At 40.5% G+C, this 24,085-nt stretch carries 24 protein-coding genes and 1 pseudogene; 6 read left to right on the top strand and 19 right to left on the bottom strand.

What is annotated here, in order from left to right; all coding sequences use genetic code 11:
* The first annotated feature begins 58 nt into the window (after positions 1-58).
* On the top strand, positions 59-1,567 hold the full coding sequence (locus F9856_RS03350; protein WP_202105725.1) for a phosphomannomutase/phosphoglucomutase: 1,509 nt from the start codon (positions 59-61) through the stop codon (positions 1,565-1,567).
* A gap of 62 nt (positions 1,568-1,629) precedes the next feature.
* On the opposite strand, the gene xerS is transcribed toward F9856_RS03350, so the two are convergent.
* The 7 genes and pseudogenes from xerS to F9856_RS03315 all read right to left on the bottom strand — a co-directional run bounded on the left by xerS (position 1,630) and on the right by F9856_RS03315 (position 7,558).
* Complete coding sequence (gene xerS, locus F9856_RS03345; RefSeq protein WP_202105724.1) at positions 1,630-2,700, bottom strand: tyrosine recombinase XerS; 1,071 nt, start codon at positions 2,698-2,700, stop codon at positions 1,630-1,632.
* Between the two features lie 165 nt (positions 2,701-2,865).
* Positions 2,866-3,147, bottom strand: coding sequence for a hypothetical protein (locus F9856_RS03340; RefSeq protein ID WP_228377841.1), 282 nt, complete (start codon positions 3,145-3,147; stop codon positions 2,866-2,868).
* Positions 3,148-3,345: 198 nt separating this feature from the next.
* Positions 3,346-3,973 (bottom strand): annotated as a pseudogene (locus F9856_RS03335) (DUF3307 domain-containing protein).
* Positions 3,974-3,976: 3 nt separating this feature from the next.
* Positions 3,977-4,645 carry a SatD family protein gene (locus F9856_RS03330; RefSeq protein ID WP_202105723.1) on the bottom strand — a complete coding sequence of 223 codons (669 nt, stop codon included), beginning with the start codon at positions 4,643-4,645 and terminating at the stop codon, positions 3,977-3,979.
* Between the two features lie 193 nt (positions 4,646-4,838).
* Positions 4,839-6,413 carry a signal recognition particle protein gene (gene ffh / locus F9856_RS03325; RefSeq protein ID WP_002935002.1) on the bottom strand — a complete coding sequence of 525 codons (1,575 nt, stop codon included), beginning with the start codon at positions 6,411-6,413 and terminating at the stop codon, positions 4,839-4,841.
* A 12-nt stretch (positions 6,414-6,425) separates the two neighbouring features.
* Positions 6,426-6,758, bottom strand: a complete 333-nt coding sequence (locus F9856_RS03320; RefSeq protein WP_099877063.1) for a putative DNA-binding protein — start codon at positions 6,756-6,758, stop codon at positions 6,426-6,428.
* A gap of 101 nt (positions 6,759-6,859) precedes the next feature.
* Positions 6,860-7,558 (bottom strand): GntR family transcriptional regulator, encoded by a 699-nt coding sequence (locus tag F9856_RS03315; RefSeq protein ID WP_105206701.1) that lies wholly within the window; start codon positions 7,556-7,558, stop codon positions 6,860-6,862.
* Positions 7,559-7,831: 273 nt separating this feature from the next.
* Here F9856_RS03315 and guaA point away from each other — a divergent pair, with 273 nt between their 5' ends.
* Complete coding sequence (gene guaA, locus F9856_RS03310) at positions 7,832-9,382, top strand: glutamine-hydrolyzing GMP synthase (protein WP_002934999.1); 1,551 nt, start codon at positions 7,832-7,834, stop codon at positions 9,380-9,382.
* A gap of 282 nt (positions 9,383-9,664) precedes the next feature.
* Here the strand turns inward: guaA and F9856_RS03305 are convergent, their stop codons facing one another.
* Positions 9,665-12,127: an LPXTG cell wall anchor domain-containing protein gene (locus F9856_RS03305; protein ID WP_202105722.1), complete on the bottom strand. Its 2,463-nt coding sequence runs from the start codon at positions 12,125-12,127 to the stop codon at positions 9,665-9,667.
* Positions 12,128-12,263: 136 nt separating this feature from the next.
* Here F9856_RS03305 and F9856_RS03300 point away from each other — a divergent pair, with 136 nt between their 5' ends.
* The 3 genes from F9856_RS03300 to F9856_RS03290 all read left to right on the top strand — a co-directional run bounded on the left by F9856_RS03300 (position 12,264) and on the right by F9856_RS03290 (position 14,516).
* Positions 12,264-12,581 (top strand): helix-turn-helix domain-containing protein, encoded by a 318-nt coding sequence (locus F9856_RS03300; RefSeq protein ID WP_044688291.1) that lies wholly within the window; start codon positions 12,264-12,266, stop codon positions 12,579-12,581.
* A 170-nt stretch (positions 12,582-12,751) separates the two neighbouring features.
* The gene (locus F9856_RS03295; RefSeq protein WP_202105721.1) at positions 12,752-13,540 is read left to right on the top strand and encodes a hypothetical protein; all 789 of its coding nucleotides are present in this window, start codon (positions 12,752-12,754) and stop codon (positions 13,538-13,540) included.
* Between the two features lie 118 nt (positions 13,541-13,658).
* Entirely contained in the window at positions 13,659-14,516 is an 858-nt protein-coding gene (locus tag F9856_RS03290) for a hypothetical protein (protein WP_202105720.1), read from the top strand.
* Between the two features lie 20 nt (positions 14,517-14,536).
* On the opposite strand, the gene F9856_RS03285 is transcribed toward F9856_RS03290, so the two are convergent.
* From F9856_RS03285 to F9856_RS03235, 11 genes are all read right to left on the bottom strand, one after another.
* On the bottom strand, positions 14,537-14,890 hold the full coding sequence (locus F9856_RS03285; RefSeq protein WP_002943204.1) for an HIRAN domain-containing protein: 354 nt from the start codon (positions 14,888-14,890) through the stop codon (positions 14,537-14,539).
* Positions 14,891-14,911: 21 nt separating this feature from the next.
* Positions 14,912-15,661 carry a DUF6287 domain-containing protein gene (locus F9856_RS03280; RefSeq protein ID WP_202105719.1) on the bottom strand — a complete coding sequence of 250 codons (750 nt, stop codon included), beginning with the start codon at positions 15,659-15,661 and terminating at the stop codon, positions 14,912-14,914.
* 16 nt (positions 15,662-15,677) lie between these two features.
* Positions 15,678-16,436 (bottom strand): SDR family NAD(P)-dependent oxidoreductase, encoded by a 759-nt coding sequence (locus F9856_RS03275; RefSeq protein WP_202105718.1) that lies wholly within the window; start codon positions 16,434-16,436, stop codon positions 15,678-15,680.
* 100 nt (positions 16,437-16,536) lie between these two features.
* Positions 16,537-17,136: a lysozyme family protein gene (locus tag F9856_RS03270; protein WP_002934990.1), complete on the bottom strand. Its 600-nt coding sequence runs from the start codon at positions 17,134-17,136 to the stop codon at positions 16,537-16,539.
* A complete protein-coding gene (locus tag F9856_RS03265; RefSeq protein ID WP_015646852.1) occupies positions 17,137-18,111 on the bottom strand; it encodes a nucleoid-associated protein in 975 nt (324 codons plus the stop codon).
* On the bottom strand, positions 18,111-19,370 hold the full coding sequence (glyA, locus tag F9856_RS03260) for a serine hydroxymethyltransferase (RefSeq protein ID WP_202105717.1): 1,260 nt from the start codon (positions 19,368-19,370) through the stop codon (positions 18,111-18,113). Before glyA ends, F9856_RS03265 begins: the two co-directional genes overlap by 1 nt.
* Positions 19,371-19,393: 23 nt before the next feature.
* Positions 19,394-19,825 (bottom strand): GNAT family N-acetyltransferase, encoded by a 432-nt coding sequence (locus F9856_RS03255; RefSeq protein WP_202105716.1) that lies wholly within the window; start codon positions 19,823-19,825, stop codon positions 19,394-19,396.
* Entirely contained in the window at positions 19,822-20,430 is a 609-nt protein-coding gene (locus F9856_RS03250; protein ID WP_202105715.1) for an L-threonylcarbamoyladenylate synthase, read from the bottom strand. Before F9856_RS03250 ends, F9856_RS03255 begins: the two co-directional genes overlap by 4 nt.
* Positions 20,417-21,250 (bottom strand): peptide chain release factor N(5)-glutamine methyltransferase, encoded by an 834-nt coding sequence (prmC, locus tag F9856_RS03245; RefSeq protein ID WP_202105714.1) that lies wholly within the window; start codon positions 21,248-21,250, stop codon positions 20,417-20,419. The genes F9856_RS03250 and prmC overlap by 14 nt, the downstream gene beginning before the upstream one ends.
* On the bottom strand, positions 21,250-22,329 hold the full coding sequence (gene prfA / locus F9856_RS03240; RefSeq protein WP_015646857.1) for a peptide chain release factor 1: 1,080 nt from the start codon (positions 22,327-22,329) through the stop codon (positions 21,250-21,252). Before prfA ends, prmC begins: the two co-directional genes overlap by 1 nt.
* A 504-nt stretch (positions 22,330-22,833) precedes the next feature.
* Positions 22,834-23,409: a thymidine kinase gene (locus F9856_RS03235; RefSeq protein ID WP_202105713.1), complete on the bottom strand. Its 576-nt coding sequence runs from the start codon at positions 23,407-23,409 to the stop codon at positions 22,834-22,836.
* Positions 23,410-23,854: 445 nt separating this feature from the next.
* Here F9856_RS03235 and F9856_RS03230 point away from each other — a divergent pair, with 445 nt between their 5' ends.
* Positions 23,855-24,037 (top strand): 4-oxalocrotonate tautomerase, encoded by a 183-nt coding sequence (locus F9856_RS03230; protein WP_044681621.1) that lies wholly within the window; start codon positions 23,855-23,857, stop codon positions 24,035-24,037.
* The last annotated feature ends 48 nt before the right edge of the window (positions 24,038-24,085 follow it).

The raw sequence follows: 24,085 nt of genomic DNA, 5'->3' as shown, positions 1-24,085 counted from the left end.
TTTTGAAACCGCTTCGAAAATATGATATACTAAATTTAGTTTGAATTAGGAGGTTACTATGTCACACCATCATGTTTTGCAAAACGGCTCGGATATTCGTGGAATTGCTATCGCTACAGACGAATATGCTGTCAATCTCACACCACAAGCTACTAAGGAAATTGTCCGTGGGCTGATTCATTGGCTGACCCAGAAGCCTGAATTGGCTCAAGCCTATAAAGAAGGACAACTCAAGATTGGTATTGGTCGGGATAGCCGCCTCAGCGGTCCAGATTTGGTCGCAGCCTTTACAGAAGAAGCTGTTCGTCTGGGCGTTCAGCTGATTGACTTTGGCATGGCCACCACGCCAGCACTCTTCATGAGCACCCAGTACCCGCAGTTCAAGTGCTACGCAGGCGTCATGGTTACTGCCAGTCACCTGCCTTATTACTTTAACGGCATTAAGATTTTTTCGGAAAATGGCGGAGCAGAGCACGAAGATATCGACTTCATCCTCTCACATAGCGAAGACTTGCCAGCTTCCACCCTTGGAAGTGTGACCACCGCAGACCTGATTATGCCTTACTCCCAAGACCTCGTAGGCAAAATTCGTACCGCTTGTGGTGGACAAGAAAAACCACTTGCCAATCTCAACATTATCGTTGATGCTGGAAACGGTGCGGGAGGATTCTTTGCTGAGAAAGTGTTGGCAGAGCTAGGAGCAGATACCACAGGCTCACAATTCCTAGACCCAGACGGCACTTTCCCAAATCACGTTCCAAACCCAGATAACAAGGAAGCGATGGAAAGTATTCGTCAGGCTGTCTTGAAGCAAGGGGCAGATCTTGGTATTATCTTTGATACCGATGTTGACCGTGCAGCACTAGTGACCAAGTCCGGTCAAATCCTCAACCGTAACAACCTGATTGCCGTGCTTAGCCAGATTATCCTAGCTGAACATCCAGGAACCAGCATTGTGACCAATTCCCCAACGACTGAACACCTTAAGGTCTTTATAGAAAGCCTGGGAGGCAAACAAATTCGCTATATTTCAGGCTACCGTAATGTCATAAACCGTGCTATTTTAGCCAATCAAGAGGGAGTTGATTGCCAGTTGGCTATCGAAACCTCTGGACACGCTGCCTTTAAGGAAAATTACTTCCTTGATGACGGAACCTATGTAGCGGCTAAGATTCTCATGCTCTTACCAAAACTGCAAGCGGAAGGCAAGTCCTTGGACGACTTGATTGCCCAGCTCAAGCAACCACTTGAAACCCAAGAAGTGCGGTTCAAGCTGGAAGCCACAGATTATCGAGCACTTGGTGAACAGGCCATTGCTGATCTCAGAAACACCAACATCGAAGGCTTTGCTTTTAACCCAGAAAACGAAGAAGGAGTGCGGTTTGACCTGACTGAGCCTTATGGTGACGGCTGGCTCTTGCTCCGTATGAGCCTCCACGAGCCACTCTTGGTCTTGCAGGTGGAGAATGACCAGACTGGCTATATTCTTGCCGTTTTACGAACCCTCTCAGCCTTTTTGGACCAGTACCCAGCTGTCAATCAGGAAAAGTTGAAAGAATTGCTATAATTGAAAACACGAGTAAGCTCAAACTTACTCGTGTTGTTTTACATAATTTATATTACGCACAATCACAATTGATCCAAGGCATTTTTTTGCTCATCGTTGACAATATGGGTGTAGAGGTCGGTGACCTGGGTATTGGCATGCCCCAGCTGATGACTGACTAGAACTTGCGACTTGGTGGCGTCGTAGAGGCGAGTTGCCAATGTATGACGGAGTTTGTGGGGGGTTACGCGTATCTTGAAGTCCGCAGAGTACTTAGCCACCATTTTCTCAATGGAAGAAGCGTCAATGCGATTGGGTAGACCACGGTATTCTGACAGGAAAAAGGCCATATCCGTTTTTTCAGCCTTGTAGCGTTGCTGACGGATGCCCATATAGGCTTCCAGATAGGGCTTAGCAAACCCTGCCACATTGACCGAGTCCCGCTTGCCCCCTTTACGCGTCACCTCAATCATCATCATATTGAGATTTACATCTCGAAGATCCAAATTCACCGCTTCTGACAGACGGACGCCAGAAGCCAAGAGAAGCGCCAGAATCGCCAAATCCCGCTCCTTATTTTTCTGGAAGGAGGAGAGGGCACGTTTAGAGAGATTGACTTGGTATTCCTTGTCCACATAGTCCAAGAACTCCATGGTTTCATCGCCCAAAAAGAGCTTTTGCTTGATGTTCTCTGCCCGCGCTGCCAAGGTTTCCTTCTTCTTCTTAGTGGACACCTTCTTCATGACATTGCGGTAGAAGTAGGGCTCGCCCTGCTCATTTTCCACTTCTTCGGTTAAATACTTGAAGAGACTAGAAAGGGCCGAGAGGGTACGGTTAATGGTGGTCTGCGACACACCATTCTGCGTGGTATTGGCGTTCAGTAAGGGACGCTCCCGCAGATAAAGAATGAAAGCTTCCATATCTTTTTTTGTCAGATGTTCCAGAACATCCAGCGGAATGTCAGCAATCCGTTCCACAGATACCAAATCCGAATCCTGTAACCATTCAAAAAAACGACGGTATTCTTTCAAGTATTCATACAAGGTTGTAAAACTGTAAGGCACAGCCAACTTTGATTGATAATATTCCAGAACAAACCAAGGCATAATTTCTTTTAGTTGATCAATTTTTTCCAATAATAACTCGCGTCTCATCATTTTCTCCTGATTTTTGCTATATGAGTAGTATAGCATAACCTTATATAAGTTTCAAGAAAATTATAGTTTTTCGGAAAGATGTTTGTAGGGATATTTTTAATATAACCAAAGATAGAGAGATAACTGGAATTTTTTTCACACCCAAAATCCCAAAAATCTACATTATTTCACGGTAAACTCACTGAGCATTAGAATCTCCTTTGCAATCTCTTCTGGCTTCAAACAGTCTGTGTTTAACCTTTGCCCCGGAATGTGACTTTCAAAAGCTTTTAAACAAACATCAAGATGTCTCTTGGCCCAGATGTTGTCTTCATTGACTCGATTATCTAAACGTTCTAAAATGGTTGTTTTGTCAGCTGACAAAATATACTGTTCCAAAGGAATCTTATCCTTTATCAATTGCCGAATAATCTCCTGATAATAGTCTTCCTTATAGATTGTCATAGGAATAATAATAATCTTATCGGTTTTAGTCGCTAAATCAAATACTATTTTATAAGTACTCTGTCGCCAAACGGAATAATCTTGAAAATTTTCAGGACATACAGTCTATAGTATTCCTTTCTATTTTTTTTAAAAAAGTTTACACAAAATAAGTTATGTAAACTTTTTTCTTTTATAAAATCAATAAAACGTACAATACTAGGACGCTAATGATACTAATCCGATAGCTGTGTATTGCCCCAGAAGTAGAAAAATTCCCATTATGAGGCGCTCCAATTGACCAATCAAGGCTCCTGCACCTGTCACAGTCTGCTCTTCTTCTCCTTCCGCTACCTGATATTTGCTAAAGTAGAGTTTGAAAAGAATATTGACGGGCTTGCTGATTAGGAGTATAAAAAGGATTTGCAGGAGGAGATAATTTGGTTCAATCCAGAGTGAGTGTGAGGCGACATTGACACCGATAGTGTGATAAAGAATGATGATAGAGATGATATGTAGCAATTGATCAGCTAGGAATGCTCCAGCTTCCCAGGAGTCCTTTATCCAATGGTGTTTGTTGAGAAAATATTTGACATAGTCAATCGCAAGATGACTCAGCCAAACTTGAAAAAATAAATCTCCATTTTGAACGGGGGGTAAGTAAGGCTAGGATAAGAAGAGGGATAGCAACAATGAAAAGGTGCATGAAAAGAGCTTTCAAATGCAGTTTTTTAGCATCCGCCAGTGCTTGACTTTGGAAGGTGAAATCACTTAAAAAGTGGGCAATAAGCAAGGCGGTTAAAACTGGATGTTGAATAAGATAGCTAGAAATAACTGAAAATGACATGCTTTATCCTTCTTTCTGACTGAGCTGGAGAATCAAATTCATGGCAGTTTGACGATTACGCAGATAGAGTTTGATTCCGCTGGATTTCAAACGTTTGGTAAAGGCGCTTTGACTCAGTTTCATTTTCTCAGCAATTGGCTTTTGTGTGAAATCTTCTTGATAGATTTTTTTGGAGATTAAGGTCTCAAACAGATCCGTTTGCGAACGATTCCAGGTAGCTTTGATGAAATCGCTAGAAGTTAGCAAGGGGTTAATCACACGATCGATTTGCTTGTATTCGGATGAAAAGGCAATTTTGCTGGTGCCATAGTCATGGTTGTCGTGGATGAAGTCGATAGCTTTGCGTGCTTCCCAATAAGCTGGACCATCTGCTCCAATACTTAGCTTGGGATCGATAGCTGTTAGAATCTCACCCAAACCAATTCCAAATCTAATCTCCACCTCATCACGAAAGGCTAGTTGGATTTGGTCAATTATTAAAAAAATATAAGGGTTAGGCTTGCATAAGGCTTGAAATTCATCTCCCTTTGTAATGGTAAATGGCGATGCGAAGTCCTGAGCGAAGGAATGATTGATTCTATTCAGCTGCTGTTTTAGCCGCTCTTGAATACTAGAGCGGTTGGAAGTTTGTTTTGAATTGACAATATCTCCTATTATTGCGATATAATTCATAACTTGTCCTCTAATTTCTATTATATTTCCATTATAACGGACATTATAAACGTTGTCCATTAAAAAGGACATTTTTGAACCTTTCCGTTATAATGGAAAGTGTTGGGGTTCGGAAATCATTTTTCCTGCTTTGCTACTTCTATTTTATATTGCTGTATCTTATTTCTTCAAATAAAAAGTAAAAAAGAAGAGATTATTTTCTCTTCTTTTTGGCTTTCTTGATTTTATTGGCTTGGCGTTTCATGGCTTGTTTCATAGCAAACTCGCCGATTCTACCTTTCAAACCGCCTCCAAACATTTGGGACATGTCTGGCATACCAGCCCCTCCCATCAGTTGGCTCATATCAGGCATGCCTGCACCGCCCATCATATCTTCCAGAGCAGACATATCCATACCGTTCATGTTTGGCATGTTTTTAGGGAGATTATTTGGGTTGATTCCCATTTGTTTCATCATTTTGTTCATGTCGCCTGACATGACACCCTGCATCATGGTTTTCGCTTGGTTGAAATCCTTAATAAATTTATTGACTTCGACAAAGCTATTTCCAGAACCGTTAGCAATACGACGACGACGGCTCGGTGTCAACAAATCAGGATTTTCTCGTTCGGCTGGTGTCATAGAAGATACGATAGCTCGTTTTCGTGCAATTTCACGCTCGTCAACTTTCAAGTTGGCAAGGGCTGGGTTACCAGCCATACCTGGAATCATCTTCAGCAGGTCTTCCATTGGTCCCATATTCTGAACTTGGTCCAATTGATCGATGAAATCGTTGAAATCAAAAGTATTCTCACGCATTTTTTCAGCGAGTTCTAATGATTTCTTCTCATCATATTCTTTGCTGGCTTTTTCAATCAAGGTCAGCATGTCACCCATGCCCAGAATACGCGAGGACATACGGTCTGGGTGGAAGGTCTCGATGTCGGTGATTTTTTCACCAGTACCGGTGAATTTGATTGGCTGTCCCGTGATGTGACGGACAGACAAGGCTGCACCACCACGTGTATCACCGTCAATCTTGGTCAAAATCACACCAGTAATAGCCAGTTGATCATTGAACTCACGCGCAACGTTGGCAGCTTCCTGACCAATCATGGCATCGACGACCAAGAGGATTTCATTTGGCTGAGCAAACTCTTTGATTTCTCTCAATTCGGCCATAAGGGCTTGGTCAATCTGCAAACGACCGGCCGTATCAATCAAGACATAGTCATTGTGATTGGCTTTGGCTTGTTCTAAACCTTGGCGTACAATCTCCAGGGCAGGGACTTGATTGCCCAACTCGAATACAGGTACATCAATTTGTTGACCAAGGGTCTTCAACTGGTCAATGGCAGCTGGACGATAAATATCGGCAGCAATCAAAAGTGGGCGGGCATTCTCTTCCTGCTTGAGTTTGTTGGCCAACTTACCTGTGAAGGTCGTTTTACCAGCCCCCTGCAAACCAGCCATCATAATGATAGTTGGAATTTTTGGTGACTTAATAATCTCTGAAGTTTCAGAACCCAATACAGCTGTCAATTCTTCATCAACGATTTTGATGATTTGTTGAGCAGGGTTCAGGGTTTCAATGACTTCATGACCGATAGCACGTTCACGTACTTTCTTGATAAAGTCTTTTACAACTGGAAGAGCAACGTCAGCCTCTAGTAAGGCTAGGCGAATTTCCTTGGTTGCTTCCTGAATATCACTCTCAGAAATTTTTCCCTTACGGCGCAGATTTTTAAACACATTCTGCAAACGTTCTGTTAAGCTTTCAAAAGCCATATACTTCTCCTCTTACTCTCTATTATCAATACTGGTCAGAATAGCGATTTTTTCCTTCAAATAAGCATCCTCAGGATACTTATTCAGCATCTCATCGAAAATCTGGCTACGCACCACATAGTCGGAATACATATGTAGCTTCATCTCGTAGTCTTCCAGTAATTTTTCTGTTCGTTTAATGTTATCATAGACCGCCTGACGACTTACATTGAATTCTTCAGCAATCTCTGCCAAACTGTAATCATCGGCATAATAGAGTTCGATGTAGTTCATTTGCTTGTCCGTTAGCAAGGCTGCGTAGAATTCAAATAAGGCATTCATTCGGTTGGTTTTTTCAATTTCCATAAACTTTATTATATCAAAAATTCCATATTTTATAAATAAGAAAATCCGTCATCACTAGAAAGATTACGGATTTTAAAACGTTTTACATAATTATTTTTATGTTAATTATTTTCTAAATAGAATTCGAAACGTTCTCCAACGTATTGACTATTGACATACTCAAAGGCCTGACCGTCTTCCAGATAGGAAACTTGTTTCAAGGCTAAAATTGCTTGATTCTTTGAAATTTGTAGATAATTGGCTACTTTTTCGCTAGCCAGCCGGGCAAAAATAGTTTGTTTACTTGTTCCGATACGGTAGCCATTGTCAATCAGTGTTTTGAAGAAATGATTGGTTACATGTTCTTTAGGAACGTTTTTAATCAAACGCTCTGGAATGCTTGCGACCTCATAGACAACAGGGACATTATCAGCAAAACGAACCCGTTCCATCCGGATGATGTATTCTCCCTTCGCTAAAGCAAGATGCTCAACTTCCTTATCGTTGGGCTTAGTTCGGATATAAGACAGTAATTGACTGCTCGGCTCTTTTCCTTGGAGCTGTACCAATTCTGTAAAAGAGGTTGTCCCACGCATTTTTTCTTGGACACGAGTGCTGGCGACATAAGTCCCAGAACCAACTTTTCGCTGAAGGACTCCCTCTTCGACCAGTAGGGTAATTCCTTGGCGTAAGGTCATCCGAGAAACGCCGAATTCCTCTGCCAAATCACGCTCGCTAGGTAATCTTTGCCCGACCTTCCAGACTCCCTTATCGATCTGTTCTTTTAATTTATCATGAATGGTAATGTATGCTGCTTTCATCTATCTAGCCTTTCTTGCTTCTAGTTTATCAAAATATCATGATTTTGACCAATCTAGACCGATTTTTATCTGTAAAAAATTCCTAGACAAACAATCTGCACCCTTTCCCTAAAACAAACTCAGTAAAATCTAGAAAAAGACGAACGCTCTAATTTATAAATTCTCCCATAGTTTGCAAAACATATATTTAGCAAATATAGTTTGGAAAATGTTCGTTTTTATGATAAAATAAGTAACAGTATTTGAATTATTTTCAAAATGAAAGGGAAAAACATGACAAAACAAGATGTCCAAAAAATTATTGTATTGGATTATGGAAGTCAATACAATCAGCTCATCTCACGTCGAATTCGTGAATTTGGTGTCTTTTCAGAATTGAAAAATCACAAAATTACTGCTGAAGAAGTTCGTGCCATCAATCCGATCGGTATCGTTCTTTCAGGTGGTCCAAACTCTGTTTACGCTGAAAATGCCTTCGATATTGATCCTGAAATCTTTGAATTAGGTATTCCAATCTTGGGGATTTGCTATGGTATGCAGTTGATTACTCACAAATTGGGTGGTAAGGTTGTTCCTGCTGGTGAGGCTGGAAATCGTGAATATGGTCAATCAAATCTTCAACTGAAGACTGAATCAGCGCTTTTTGCTGGAACACCAGAAGAACAGCTTGTACTCATGAGCCACGGTGATGCAGTAACTGAAATTCCTGCTGATTTCCACCTGGTTGGTCTGTCTGCTGACTGCCCTTACGCTGCCATTGAAAACACGGAACGCCGTATCTACGGTATCCAGTTCCACCCAGAAGTTCGTCATTCCGTATATGGAAACGATATTTTGAAAAACTTTGCGTTTGGTATCTGTGGAGCCAAAGGCGACTGGACAATGGAAAACTTCATCGAAACAGAAATTGAAAAAATCCGCCAAACAGTTGGCGACAAGAAAGTTCTACTTGGTCTTTCAGGCGGTGTTGACTCATCTGTTGTCGGTGTCCTTCTTCAACGCGCTATCGGTGACCAATTGACCTGTATCTTCGTTGACCACGGTCTTCTACGTAAGAATGAAGGCGATCAGGTTATGGAAATGTTGGGCGGTAAGTTCGGTCTCAATATTATTCGCGTCGATGCTGCTAAGCGTTTCTTGGATCTACTTGCTGGCGTATCTGACCCTGAGAAGAAACGTAAAATCATCGGTAATGAATTTGTTTACGTATTTGACGATGAAGCGAGCAAGTTGACTGATGTTGAATTCCTAGCGCAAGGAACACTTTATACCGATATTATCGAGTCAGGAACGGATACTGCTGAGACAATCAAATCTCACCACAACGTTGGTGGTCTGCCAGAAGATATGCAGTTCAAGTTGATTGAACCGCTCAATACTCTCTTTAAGGATGAAGTTCGTGCTCTCGGTACTGCTCTTGGTATGCCGGATGAAGTTGTATGGCGCCAACCATTCCCAGGACCAGGCCTTGCCATTCGTGTCATGGGTGAAATCACTGAGGAAAAACTTCAAACTGTTCGCGAATCTGACGCTATCTTGCGTGAGGAAATTGCAAAAGCGGGTCTTGACCGCGATGTGTGGCAATATTTCACGGTTAATACTGGCGTTCGCTCCGTAGGTGTCATGGGAGATGGTCGTACCTACGACTACACTATCGCTATCCGTGCTATCACTTCTGTCGATGGAATGACAGCTGACTTTGCCAAACTACCATGGGATGTTCTTCAAAAAATCTCTGTCCGTATCGTAAACGAAGTCGACCACGTCAACCGCATCGTCTATGATATAACAAGTAAACCACCAGCAACAGTTGAGTGGGAGTGATAGAGCCTGGGGATAGGCTCTATCAGCAATTCAATCAGACTAATTTACCCGACGCTTGAAAACAAAAGAGCATTGCAAACTTGGAAACAGACGAAATTTGTTTTTAATTAGTATTTAAATTGTCATAAAGGTACGAAGATAATCAAGATAGACTTGAACTGTCTCCAAATTGTCTCCAAAAAAAGAAGTCCTAAATCAAAATTAGGGCTTCTTTTTTGATAAACTGCACTCAATAAAAAAATCTTCCTACAAATAGTAAGAAGATTTCTATTATATTATAGCTTACCCGTGTCTACGTCTTCTTGTTCCTGCAAGACCTAGACCAGCTAAGACAACTCCAATGCCCATCAAAACGATGTTATCCTCTGAGCCTGTATTTGGCAATGTATGAGCACGTTCAACACGTGAATAAGTTACTTTTTCTCCACTAGTCGTTCGTTGAACAGTTACTCCTGGCTGTGGTTTATAAACTGTCGTAGCAACAACCGTTTTTTCCTTATCGGCATTGCCCTCTTCGCCAATAACGGTTAAATCTCGCTCTTTATCAGTATCGATTTTAACAACTGGCAAGTCTGATACTGTCTGTTCATCTTTTGGCGTTGCTTTAATAACATCATCAATATTAAGAGCTGGTTTTTCATTTACTGTTGGTGCATCTTTTGGTGTTGCTGTCACCGTATCGTCAGTAATGACTGTGTTAAATTGCTCTTGTAATGCAAACAAGGTTGCTAGACGGTTTGCTTCAGTTTGTGATGCTTTAGCTTTTGCGGTCAATTCTGCCAACAATGCACTTGATTGGCTCTTAGCAAGGGTAGCATCCGCCAAACGTGCTTTAGCTGCATCCAAATCTGCAAGTAATTGGCCTTGATTTGCAAGCAAGGCTTTCAATTCAGTCACCTTAGCTTGAGCGGTTGCTAATTTATCTTGAGCAACTTTCACATCACCCTTAGCTGTTGACAAGCTTGAAAGGGATGCTTCATATGATGCAAGAACTTGTTGCAAGTTTGTTGCAGCTGTTTTAGCGGCTGCACTTGCCTTATCAAAAGCGTCTTGTGCTTCGGCAATAGCTACTGTGCGTTTAGTATTTGCAAGTGTAACATCTGTCTTAGCTTGTTCCAAGCTAGCAAGTGAGATAAAAGCTTGATTCAAAGTCTTAGTTGCTTGTGCTTGTTGTGTCAAAAGTGCTGATTTTTCAGCTTCAAGTTTAGCTACAGCGTCTTTCAAGGCTTGACTGTTATCAACAACTGTACTTACTACATAGTTGAAAGTACGTTTTGGTAAGTATTTCAAACGATTACCGTTGAAAGTCTGTGTCAATTTACCATTAACAACTGATTGTTCGTAATTAACGGTGCGAGGGTTTCCATCAGATAGTAGTACAAAATATTGACGTTCACCTTCGGTAGCCATACCAATAGCAATATTACCTGAAGCATCGAGCATATGCAAACGGTGTCCGAAGTTTGCACCCGTTGCGTTTTTATAATCACTGAACCAGTTGAGTATCACATTATAAGCGACCTCAGCGTGTGACAAAACTTTCTTTTTCTTTGTCTCTGCACTGGTCATATCGAATAGTCCGCCCCCTAATGACTCACTTACTCGTGACATATCATAACCATTTACTGGATCTACTAATGAACTACCATGAGAATAACTTGTCAACAACTCTTGAGCACGTTTTTGGGTGAAAGCTACGAAACTATCGGTTACTTTCAATTCCAAAGCTTCTTGAGTGGTATTACGCATTGGTTTCAAAGTGATACCGTTAATGCGACGCAATTCAGCAATAATTTTTGCAGCTTCTTCTGATACGGCCTTAGCATCAAATACATAAGTGAATGAACCTGTTTCTTTGTATTCAGCAGCTTGCTCTGGTGTCAAAACAATTGTCTGAGTATCTTCACCATCAAAAATGACTGTTTCCAATTTACGGGCATAATCTGCAGGATTCTCATCTGGGAACTGTTCACGGACAATGTCTTCCATGTCACGGTCAGCACCTGTAAGGTCTACATAGTTAGTTGTTGCAACTGTTTCTGTTACAGTTGTTGGCTTGTAATTTGCCACAGCTTCTTTTGCACTGGCAAGTTTAGCTTCGGTTGCTACAATAGCTGTTGTAGTTTCTGCCACTTCAGCTTCTTTTGTTGCAATCGTGCTCTTAGTTGCTGCAATTTGTGTGTTCACAGTTTCAGCAGTTATAACTGGTTGAGCTTTTGCTTCTTCCAATTTTGCTGATGCTTGTGCTTCTGCAGTTTTAGCGGCATCTGCCGTTTCTTGTGCTTTTGCAACATCACCTTCTTGTGATGCAACAACTTCTTCTGCTTTTGTTACTGCTGTTTCTGCATCTGTTACGGCTTTTGTTTGAGTGGCAACTTCAGCTTCAGCAGCTGGAAGTGCGTCTTGAGCAGTTGATGCTTTAGCTACTACCTCAGTCAAACCTTCAACAGCCTTTGTCTCGTTAGCAACAGCTTCGCCAGCAGCCTTATCAACGGCATCTTGTACCTTAACAGCTTCTGCGTCTGCAGATGCTACTTCTTTAGCTTGCTCTACTTGTTCAGCAGAGATAGTGGTAGGTGTTGCGGTAACGACAGTTTCAGCCGATTCAGCAACAGGTGTTACGATTTCTTCAGCATTTACCTGAAGATTAGTAGCTGATGCACCGATGGCGACAGTTACAGCAAGAGATTCGACAACTTTTTTGGTCTTCTCATATGATTCCCCTTTTAATTTTTTTATGAACAAAAATTTTTGTTCAAGTCTATTATAGCACAAAAGTTATTCTATACACAAAATAATAATGAATATTTAGTCTGAAGACTGGTTATATTCGTTCTTATTTCCTCGTATCATTTAGATAGTAATGAGGGAGTGAAATCAAATGACATTAAAACAATATATCGGTACTCGTGTTCGCCAAATTCGAAAAGCAAAAAATCTGAGCCAGCAACAGTTAAGTGAAAAAGCAGAGGTCGGAATAGACTATATTTCCAACCTCGAAACAAAAGGTTCAAATATAAAAGTTGATACTCTTGAAAAAATCATTTCTGCTCTTGAAATTGAAGTATCTGATTTTTTTCAAGTAGTGGATTCAACAACAAATTACAATGTATTGAACGAGTTAAACAAACTTCCAATCAAGAAACGTGAAGAACTGGAAGAAATCATTCTACTGATGATAAAATCTCTCCAATCGTAATAGAAAGTACAAAAAGGCTTTAGCTAGTATTTATTTGCTAACTAAGGCCTTTCCTGTCGTAAACTTAGAATTTATATACTTGTGTAACCGTTTAATGTGGTACCTTAAAATAGTTGCTTTTGATATTTATATATGATAATATATGACTGAAAACGTTTTAGAAAGGTGTGATGGCTGTGTTGAAATACTCGAAAGTGCTGTTACTTGTCTTGCTTATTGCCACTGGTCTATCTTGTATCGGAATCTACTGGCTCGGAAAAGAGCAAAATAGACTATTAAATGAGCAGTGGCATGCCTTGAACATACGCATTATTAATGATCTAGGAACAAAAATTGATGCCATTGGTGGTCCGCAAAATCCGCGTATCATTGGATTCTTTCAGCGAGATGACACTACTGCTATCAGCCAGCGGATTGGTACAGCTTCTGAGGAGGAACTGAAAATAGCTAAACCTGACAATCTATTCCAGAAAGAGTGGATTGTTCTCTATCCTCAAACGCGCAGCAGTCCCTTTGAAAATACTTCTGCCTATGCAGTAATGAAAACCAGTATCAAGGCTGACTGGCTCCATGTGACTACTTCGTCAGTGACGGAATTAGATATTTTTTATGAGAAGGCAGATGAAAGCTTGTTGACCTTGGAAGACTTGGTGCAAGACAAGGAGAGTTTTCGTACTACACTAAAAACAATCCTAGTTTCAGCTAAAAATGAGGCTGAAATTCAAGTTCAAAAAGATATTTTAGAAATGTTCGAGAGTGATGATTGGTCTGCTATTCCCTTTGCTTACACTGAAAAATCTCTGATATTGGAGAAAGCTGTCATTTCAATTTCTGCATTTATAGATAGTCTAAATCCCTACTATTTTTCAGAACAAACCCTTGCAGATTTGCGTTTATCAGAAGAATCGCGCCAGGCTTTAGAAGATTCGGTAGATAAGACAATTATCACCTATCCTTGAATAAAGGGTGGGAGTGGGAAAGTCGTCATGGATGTCTTTCCCAGCTTCTTTACATTTTTTGTTTAACAAATTAAACATTTTTGTGGATTTGAAAAATATTTTTTGTTATACTTGTGTTATGAAAACATCAACACTTGGAAAGTTACTAGAATTACCAAATTTTCACCACTTCTACACCGTTCCAATTAGAGAAAATACGGAGTCTTCTGGAAATTATATAATTGTTTTTGAACAGGACAAGCAACCTGTATTTGTTGATTTGAAAAATGAGACTGGTCACACTCGTGAGGTACGCTTTGCCAGTCATTTTGACAGCGCTAGTCTTCTGGTCGGATTAGGAGCCATTCCTATCAATTATTGGCCTACCTGCCAGATTCTTGGTGTGAAGAAAAATAATAATCGACGAGGACTTAGTCTATCTAGTCTGATGGATGGTTATGGACGTCTACCTATTTTTAAGGAAATGGCAGAGCGTTATAGAGCGCGTGGACAATCAACCATTTATGACCCCTACCGTTATTCATATACTATTGATGAAAAGAAGGTTATTAAGGATAATCAATTAACCCTTATTCCAAAGAAAGAATACGAAAAGATAAAAGATTTCCATCCTTTTTTGCAAACAAAGCATGGAAATGTTTATGCAGTTCCTTGTTTCTATCAAGACAGAAAACGAAATCAGATTACTAAAATCTATATTATGGGCTGGTACTTTTATGAGAAGCAATTAAAAATATCTTGGAAACCTTCTCATTCTCGTAAAAGCCGCTGGCGTTCTTCTCTTGTTTCAGTTGATAAATTATCGGACCGCTTCTTCTTTCAGGGAGAATTGTATAAAAAAGGAACCTATCCAGTGTCCCTGGAAGATCTCACAATAAAAAATAAGGCCTACCAACATCGCCTGGATAGGGAGTTTGCAGCCTTTTTAAGCATTATTGAAGAACAAAAACGGAGAGCACAGCTCCGTGTTAAGTAGAAAATGGGTAGGTTGGTAAATTACCGACTATCATTTTTACGATTATCTTTTAGTTTTACAACGACTCGAAACTGGCGATCAGGATGATTTTCTGTATTGGACATCTGAATACGTGCCTCTAGAATATCGCCGTGTCCAAAATAGATTAACCGACTGATTAGTGAGTTTTTATCCGATGGGATATATCCTAACTTTGTGCCCTGATAAAAGATTGCTACAGCTTCTGAATCATGTGGGTTTGAAGGCTCTCCGACTAGCTGAACAGGTGTTCCTGGCTTGAGTTGGTCGATTACATCTAGTCCATCATAGTAGGCAAAGGCTGCCAAATGAAAATCTTGCACATTGCGTGTTGGTTCAAATGATGTGAATGTCATGTCTAACCTCCTAGAGAATCATTATGGTTGATAAACAATTTGATAATCTGCATTGATAATGACACCGTTTTGGTAAATAGTGTAACGGGCATTATCATCGCCTTCCAAAACATTATAAGGAATAGATTCGGTGCGCGTGTAGTTACCTTCAATGACGCGCCAATTGTTTTCGCCTAAAATTGAGTTGGCATAATCAATCGTTTTTGGTCCACTATCCAACTGTACGCCTGTTTCAGTATTTTTTAATGGGTCTATACCGCTAGTGGCTGAATTGGTCAAGCGATAATAGACATCTATCACGTCTGCTGCTGTTTCTTGGCTTATTACAATCATTCTATCGCGCGTAGAGTCAGTAGTGTCTGTCTCAGTTGTATTTGCTTGTGTTCCTTTGGGAATCATTAATAGTGTTACATCGCCAATCATTGCGTCTACATAGCCTGTTTCAAAAATTCCGTCAGTTATTTTTCCGCGGCCAAGTAAGGATTGGCTATCTGCTACTAATCCTTTGCTATTGAAGACTAGTGAATTTCCTTGGCTATTTTGCCAGGTGCCTAGTATACTATCGTAATTGCCTTGCATTAGAGCATCTATATCCATAGAACTAAGAGAAATCTCACGTTGGATTGTTGATGACGTGCTTGTATTGGCATTAGAAACCTGGGTATCAGCAGTTGAGGTACTTGCGGAACTGCCCTTCTTTTCAGTTTGACAGGCAGAAAGCGACATGATAGTGAGCAAGCCAAGAGCGAGTGCTAAATATTTTCTTTTCATTCTAGCTATCTCCCCTCTAATCTCTATGAATAGTAAAGCCAGTTGCCTGTTTGGTTGCCATAATGGTCATATCAGAAATCTGCACATGTGCAGGTTGATTTGCAACAAATAGAGTACAGCTGGCAATATCATTTGCTTGAAGAGCATCAATTCCTTGATAGACTGTCGCTGATCTCTCTTTATCTCCATGAAAACGGACTTGGCTAAAATCAGTCTCAACGATACCGGGTTGTAACGTAGTTACCTTGATATTTTTATCAATCGTGTCAATACGGATCCCGTCTGAAAGCACCTTGACAGCTGATTTGGTTGCAGCATAGACAGCAGCTCCTGCATAGGCGTAAATACCGGCCGTTGAGCCAATATTGATAATATGACCCTCATTATTTTCAACCATTTGTGGCAATAACTGACGTGTCACAGTTAGTAATCCTTTAATATTGGTATCAATCATTGTCATCATGTCAGTCAAATCATAGTCTTGGAATTTGTCCAATCCCAATGCCAGGCCAGCATTGTTTACCAAAATATGAATTTGTCCGACTTCTTCTAAGATTTTTTGACAATTTACAATTGTTTGTTCCATATTCGTAATATCAAATGAATGAACTGATACCTGAACATGGTATTGCTTTTCAATATCTTGCTTAATTTCTTCTAGTTTGTCCAATCTTCGTCCTGTAATGATGATATTATCACCATTAGCAGCAAACACATAAGCGATTGCTTTGCCAATACCACTACTTGCACCTGTAATCAATACATTTCGTTTCATCACTCTGTCTCCTATTCTCTTTATTATACTACAATTTTACCTAGTTTGTAAAAATGCTGTAGTTAAAAACTCATCAGATTTCCGATGAGTTTGATAGGTATTAAAATAAATTAATGAGGCGCATCAGGTGCATATTAAAACGAACCTGTCTAGCATAGTAGATATTTCCACCATTTACATATAACTTCCCACCATTTAGCAAAGCCAAGGGATGAAAATAGGTATATGTTTCTTCTGTAGTATTCCCTAAGCTTGGTGCTACTACTGTTCTGGAGTATTCTTTAGCTAAAGAGAGTGTATGTTCTCCACCATGCTCAGCAATATAGTCGATGTAGGCTGGACCGAAATTATATGCCTGAACTGCTGTCCAAACCTCTACTCCTTTTTCCTCAGCCAACCGTAGGTTTTCTGTTAGGTAGATAATTCCTTGCCTGATACTCTCTCTACTATCCGTGATAGTGTTAGCATAGCCAGTAGCGGACTCACTTGATTGCATGACATCTGCTTCTTGTCCCTTGGTTTCTGTGTAAATCATTGCTAGGACTAGTTCTTCATTAGCTGGTGTGTCGTTTTCAGCCAATACTTCTTGTACCATAGTTTGATAGGTCATCACTTGCTTGACTGCACTGTAGGTTTGATAGAATTTGTAACCGAGAAAAATCAGCAAAAGAAGTATCAGCGTACGTATCAGTTTTTTCATTTACTTGCTCTTTATGTCTTCAATATTTTTGATAAGAATAGAATAGGTCCCGTTGTCATTTTGAATAAACTCAACCGATTCTGCATCCTCATAGATTGCATTTGGCACAATCAACTCAATTCCGTTTGATAAAGATAGCTTCTGATTTTCAAATTTCTTAAGTTGACGGCTACTATCAATTTCATCGAAGGAAATCTTATCAGGTATGACCTCTTTCAGTTGATCGACGAAATTTAAACGAGCGGTCAGGTTGTTATCGAATAACTGATCAGCCAATTTTTCAGGTGAAAGCTCATTATCTTCTTCCAAATTGTTAAAAATAGCTGACTTGACTTTCGATTGAAATTGAAAATCGCCTTGATGGAAATTGTCAGCAATCTTCTGTGCAGTTTGCTCTACTGCTTTGATTGATTTTTTTGCAGAAATAGCTGGTGTAACTTGCAGAAGATTATCTGAGAAATAATTGAGGAAGGCTCCATTGTGTTTGATTCTTTTCTCAATCAAATGATACTTCCGCGTTTGAAGATTGACAATCAAGGCTTCATCAGGTGCTGAACCTGCTCCAGGTAAATTATTCTGGGTGATTTTTAAAGGACTTCCGCTTTCCAGACCAACGTGGGCGAGATTTTCACGCAGTGAGATTCTCAAAAAGGCAAAATGTTCAACACCATTTCGTTCAAACTCTATGAAAATGAGGTCATTGGTTTTTAAATTCTCAGAAATTGAAAATTCTTCTTTCCATAGATTAGCAATCTTGACAGAGTTGGTCAGTAGGTCACCATCTAAATAGTCAAGAAAGGGATTGTCGGGGTTAAATTGTCCTGTTTTTGCTTCATCAGAAAAGACACGTTCAATCTTTTTACGCAAATATTCTTCTATTTTTGGGCTAACAGTCAAAAGCTGGTCGGCAAGGACCAGCTCTGTATCATCAGGACTAAATTGATGTATGATGGCTTTTTTTACAAATATATCCATTATAAACCTTCGTAAAGTGGGAATTGATCTGTCAAAGCACGCACTTCTTGACGGACTTCCTCAAGAGCGGTTTCATTTTCTGCATTTTCAAGTGCTTTGATAGTTAGTTGTGCAACCTTGCGAGCTTCCTCGACTCCAAAACCACGAGCAGTAATGGCCGCAGAGCCAATACGGATACCGCTTGTTTTGAATGGTGAGAGTTTTTCGTAAGGAATTGAGTTTTTATTGAGAGTAATATTTACTTCATCCAAGAGATGCTGAGCAATTTTACCATTTTCAACAACTTTGGTCACGTCAACGAGGAAGAGATGGTTGTCTGTTCCTCCTGTGATGACTTTAAAGTTAGGGTTTGCAAGGAAGACTTCGGCCATGGCCTTGCTGTTCTCAATCACTTTCTGAGCATAGTCTTTGAAAGCTGGGTCCAAAACTTCTTTGAAAGATACGGCTTTTGCAGCAATAACATGCTCTAATGGACCACCTTGGATGCCTGGGAAGATGGCTGAGTTGATTTTCTTGATGAGCTCTTCATCATTGGTCAAAATTAAACCACCACGTGGCCCACGAAGAGTTTTATGAGTCGTAGTTGTTGTAATATGGGCATGTGGCACTGGGTTCGGATGAAGACCTGCTGCTACAAGACCAGCAATATGAGCCATATCCACCATCAGTTTGGCACCCACTGCATCTGCAATTTCGCGGAATTTAGCAAAGTCAATTGTACGTGCATAGGCTGAAGCACCTGCTACAATCAATTTTGGCTGTACTTCTTTTGCTTGTTTTAAAATTGCATCGTAATCAAGCAAGCCAGTTTCTTCGTCAACATTGTAAGCTACAAAGTTGTAAGTTTGTCCTGAGAAGCTAACTGATGCACCGTGAGTCAAGTGACCACCTGCAGCTAAGTCCATTCCCATAACAGTGTCTCCTGGCTCAATCAAGGCCATGTAGGCAGCACAATTGGCCTGGCTTCCTGAGTGTGGTTGAACGTTAGCAAATTTCGCACCGAATATTTCTTTAGCACGTTCAATAGCTAAACTTTCAACTACATCAACGCATTCCGTACCGCCATAGTAACGACGACCTGGGTAACCTTCTGCGTATTTATTGGTCAAAATAGAACCTTGAGCTGCCATAACAGCTTTAGAAACAACATTTTCAGACGCAATCAATTCAATATTATTTTGTTGACGTTTTTCTTCAGCTTGGATAGCTTCCCAAACTTCTTTATCAAATTCTTTGTAGTTAACTTTGTCAAAAATCATATACGGTACTCCTTTGTATTGGGCTAAATGTGCTTGATAAAACGCTTCTGCATTTTATCGGAGTGATAGCCATTCTTTTCGTAGAAAAGATGGGCTTGGAGACGACTTCCAGCAGAATTGAGGCGAATAAAATGGTAGCCCTCTTTCTGTGCAATTTGCTCAACGGCTTTCAGCAGACTTGCTCCAATCCCTTGTCCTTGATGACTAGACAAAACAGCTAGTCCGAGAATATTGAGGCCTGTATCCGAATAGAGACTTTCATAGACTTGTGCGTGAATGTAACCTTGCACTGCGCCACTTATGTCATCTATATAGACCAACAAGATATGCCCCAATGTACTCGTGCATCTAAAAAATTGTCGCTCAGTTTGTTCCAATGAACAATCATACCCTAAGGATTGAGCATTGATTTCTCGGATGACTATCAAGTCACTTTTCTCAATGGGACGAATCATAAAACTACCTCAAATTCTATTTCGGGAATGGCTTTCTGAATCTCTTCGCGGCTGATAGCGCCTTGGCGCAAAATCCGCGCTTTCTGTCCAGAAAGGTCCAAAATCGTTGAATCAATGCCTGTTAGAGCTTGGTCATCCTCAATGCCAGGCAAATCAACTGAAAATTGTGCCTGGATGTCCGAAAAATTCTTGCCGCTTTCGTTTCCTGAAATATTGGCGGACGGTCCAATGAGTGGGCCAGTCTCTGAAATCAAACGTAAGGTTTGTTCGTGATTGGGAAGACGAAATCCAACAGTATCCAGTCCAGAATTAACCCAAAAAGGAACATTTTTGTTTGCTTTCAGGATAATCGTTAGCGGTCCTGGCATAAATCTATTATACAGTTTTTCCAGAAAAAAGGGTGTATTTTGACTGAAAAAATAAATATCGTTCAGATTTGAGACATTTAAGTTCATTGCCTTGTCCCTCGGACGCTGTTTCAACTGATAGACATGATTGACTGCATCTTCATTCAAGGCTTGGGCAAAAAGCCCATAGACTGTTTCAGTTGGAAGGATAACAGCACCACCATTTTCAAGAATTGTTCGGAGTTTATCCATTGTCATCCGCTACGACCTTTCTATCCTGTCCAAATTGGTCTTTGAGGACTCTAATTCGCTTTTTTGGGAAATGCAGAGCGAGTAAGTCAGTTAGGTCTTGCCCTTGCTTATAGCCAATTTCAAAGTAGAGTTTTCCTTTTTCCTTCAAAAATACCCCTGCTTGCTCCGCAATTTGTCTATAAATAGCCATGCCATCTTCTTCCGCAAATAAGGCAAGATGAGGCTCAGAAGTCAATACATTGAGTCCAACTTCATCTGTGTCATCTGGTGAGATATAGGGCGGATTAGAAACAATGATGTCAAATTTCCCTGTCACAGCTTGCAAGACATCCGATTCTAGAAAGTGAACAGAGACTTGATTGTTTCTTGCATTTTCCTGAGCCACTGCTAGGGCATCCTTTGAAATGTCAACCGCTACCACTTCCCAATCAGATCTAGCTTTTGCAAGGGAAATAGCTATGGCACCGCTTCCTGTACCGATGTCTAAGATACGCAAACCTGCTCCGCTATTTTCTTGTAAAATTAAATCAACTAATTCTTCCGTTTCAGGTCTTGGAATCAAGACTCGCTCATCCACCGCAAACTCCAAGCCATGGAAATCAGCCTTGCCGATAATGTACTGGGCAGGTCGGTGTTGGGAAAGTTGCTGAAAAATCGCATCAATCTCTTCTTTGTCAGTCGGTGTGACTTCCTGACGGAGCAGGAGGAGAAATTCCGTAAAGTTCAATCCCTTTAAGCCACGAAAGGTGAAGGACAGGGACTCTGCCTCTTCACCGATTGCGACTAATTGTTCTTCGTATGCTGCAAATAATTGAGCGTAATTCATTATTTGTTAAGCTCTTCTAGTTTTTGCGTTTGATCGTAGAGAACAAGGGCATCAACGACTTCGTCCATCTTACCTGACAAGATGGTATCGAGCTTTTGCAAGGTCAAGCCGATACGGTGGTCTGTCACACGGTTTTGTGGAAAGTTGTAGGTACGGATACGCTCTGAACGGTCACCTGTACCGATAGTTGATTTACGCTCAGCATCCTGCTCATCTTGGGCAATCTGTGCAAAGTGGTCAGCTACACGGGCACGGATAATCTTCATAGCTTTTTCACGGTTTTTCTGCTGAGTACGCTCTTCCTGCATTTCCACCTTGATGTTGGTTGGCAAGTGAACGATACGCACGGCAGTCGCAACCTTGTTGACGTTCTGACCACCGGCACCAGATGCGTGGTAAATATCGACACGAAGATCTTTTGGATCAATGTCGTATTCCACTTCTTCAACTTCTGGCATGATGAGGACGGTTGCCGTAGAAGTATGAACGCGACCTTGGCTTTCTGTCACAGGGACACGTTGGACACGGTGAGCTCCTGACTCATACTTGAGTTTTGAATAAACGGATTGGCCAGATACCATGGCAACTACTTCCTTGATACCGCCGACACCATTATAAGAAGCCTCCATGACTTCAAAACGCCAGCCTTGACCTTCTGCATATTTTTGATACATGGTCAAGAGGTCACCAGCGAAGAGGGCAGCTTCATCACCACCTGCGGCGCCACGGATTTCCAAGATGATGTTTTTGTCATCGTTAGGATCTTTTGGCAAGAGAAGGATTTTCAGCTTTTCTTCGTAAGCTTCTTTATCAGCCTTAGCTTGTTTGAGTTCTTCCTTAGCCATTTCCTCCAAGTCAGCATCACCAGAAGATTCTTTAATCATCTCTTCTGCATCGACAATGTTTTGAAGTACAGTCTTATATTCGCGGTAGGCTGTTACTGTATCACGAGTTGCAGCTTCTTCCTTAGACAACTCCATAAAACGCTTAGTATCGCTGACTACATCAGGGTCAGACAACAATTCACCAAGTTCCTCGTAGCGGTCCTCCACCGCCTGTAATTGATCGTAGATGTTCATAATTTTAAGATATTAAGGGCGTTAAACGAACAAAGCAAAAATAGGAGTTTTGACGAAGGACGAAAGCGTCCTAGGAAAAACTATCTTTTTTGCACAGTTCGTAGCCCGAATTCAGTTCCTTTCTAAATATTTGACCGAACACACTTCCAGTTAGCTTGTAGGGCGTGTTCAATTCCTTTCTGTAATATGTAGGTCATGAAACAGGCACAGTTCGTAGCCCGTATTCAATTTCTTTCTAAATATTTGACCGAACACACTTCTAGTTAGCTTGTAGGGCGTGTTCAATTCCATTAAGATATTAATGCCGTTAAGCGACTCAAAGGAAATTAGGAATTCTGACGTGGAAACTTCGGTTTCTAGAAAGAATTATCTATTTCCACAGAGTCGTAGGCGTATTCAGTTCTGTTCGTATTGTCACAGGACTCAGCTAGAACAAGCACAGTTCGTAGCCTGTTTTCGGTTTTTCAAAAATTGTACCTTCAGCCTTTGATTTAAAACCTTAGTTTACAGTTCAATCTCCGGTGAAAAGTAATGTTTGCGACAGACAGGAATGTAGGTTTCATTGCCACCAATTTGGATTTGTTCTCCTTCATAAGTAGGTTTTCCATCCTGTGTTCTCAAAACCATTGTCGCTTTTTTAGAACAATATTGGCAGATTGTTTTGATTTCATCTAATTTATCAGCCAATAAGAGCAAATGTTGGGAACCTTCAAACAGTTCATTTCGGAAATCATTTTTTAGACCAAAAGCCATAACTGGGACATCCAATTCATCTACCACTCGTGCCAAGTCATAAACGTGATGGCGACGAAGGAATTGTGCTTCATCAATGAGAACACAGTAAGGACGCGGTTCCATTTTTTCAATAAAACCAAAGATATCCATATCATCATCAATCGCCACTGCATCTCTTCTCATGCCTATACGACTGGATACAACACCAAAGGCATCACGAGTATCAAGTGCAGATGTCATGATAACAACAGGTTTTCCTTGTTCTTCATAGTTGTGGGCAACCTTCAAAATCTCAATGGTTTTTCCTGAGTTCATTGTCCCATATTTATAATATAATTGAGCCACTTTTCTCTTTCCAATCTTAAATTTTCACTCCCTCCATTCTATCATAAATTGACCATTTAGGAAATAGAAAAACAAGCCCGTTTTGAGCTTGTTTGATATTAAGACCATGGTAAAGAGAGAAATTCTCCAATACATTGGAAAATGATTTTAGCTGCCGTTGGTTTCCACTTGTAGAGCATAGCACATCCATAGATTAAACTGAGGAAGGAAAATGCAAAAAACAAAGGGCCTTCCCATATAGTTTGGTAAAAAACAGTTATCACTAGATACAAAAATAATCCAGCGAGTAGGAACGATAAAATCATACGATAAACATAGTTCATAAGTCATTACCTCCTATGTAAGTATAGAATAGCAAAAATTGTAAACGTCGTCAACGATTTGCTTATAGAAAACAGGTAAGAAATATGCTATACTGAAACTAGAAAACTTAAGGAGAAATGCTATGCCATTTGTACGTATTGATTTGTTTGAAGGACGCACGGAAGAACAAAAGATTGCCCTTGCACGTGAAGTAACCGAGGTTGTATCTCGCAATACAAACGCACCCAAAGAAGCCATTCACATTTTCATCAATGATATGCCTGAAGGGACTTACTACCCACAAGGTGAAATGAAACGTAAATAAGAGAAAACACTCTTGCAAGAAAATGCAGGAGTGTTTCTTTGTATCAAG

Origin of the sequence: Streptococcus suis (assembly GCF_016743335.1) — a bacterium.
Classification (GTDB): domain Bacteria; phylum Bacillota; class Bacilli; order Lactobacillales; family Streptococcaceae; genus Streptococcus; species Streptococcus suis_Y.
The sequence above is the reverse complement of the archived record's forward strand: the minus strand, read 5'-3'. Positions and strand labels throughout refer to the sequence as shown.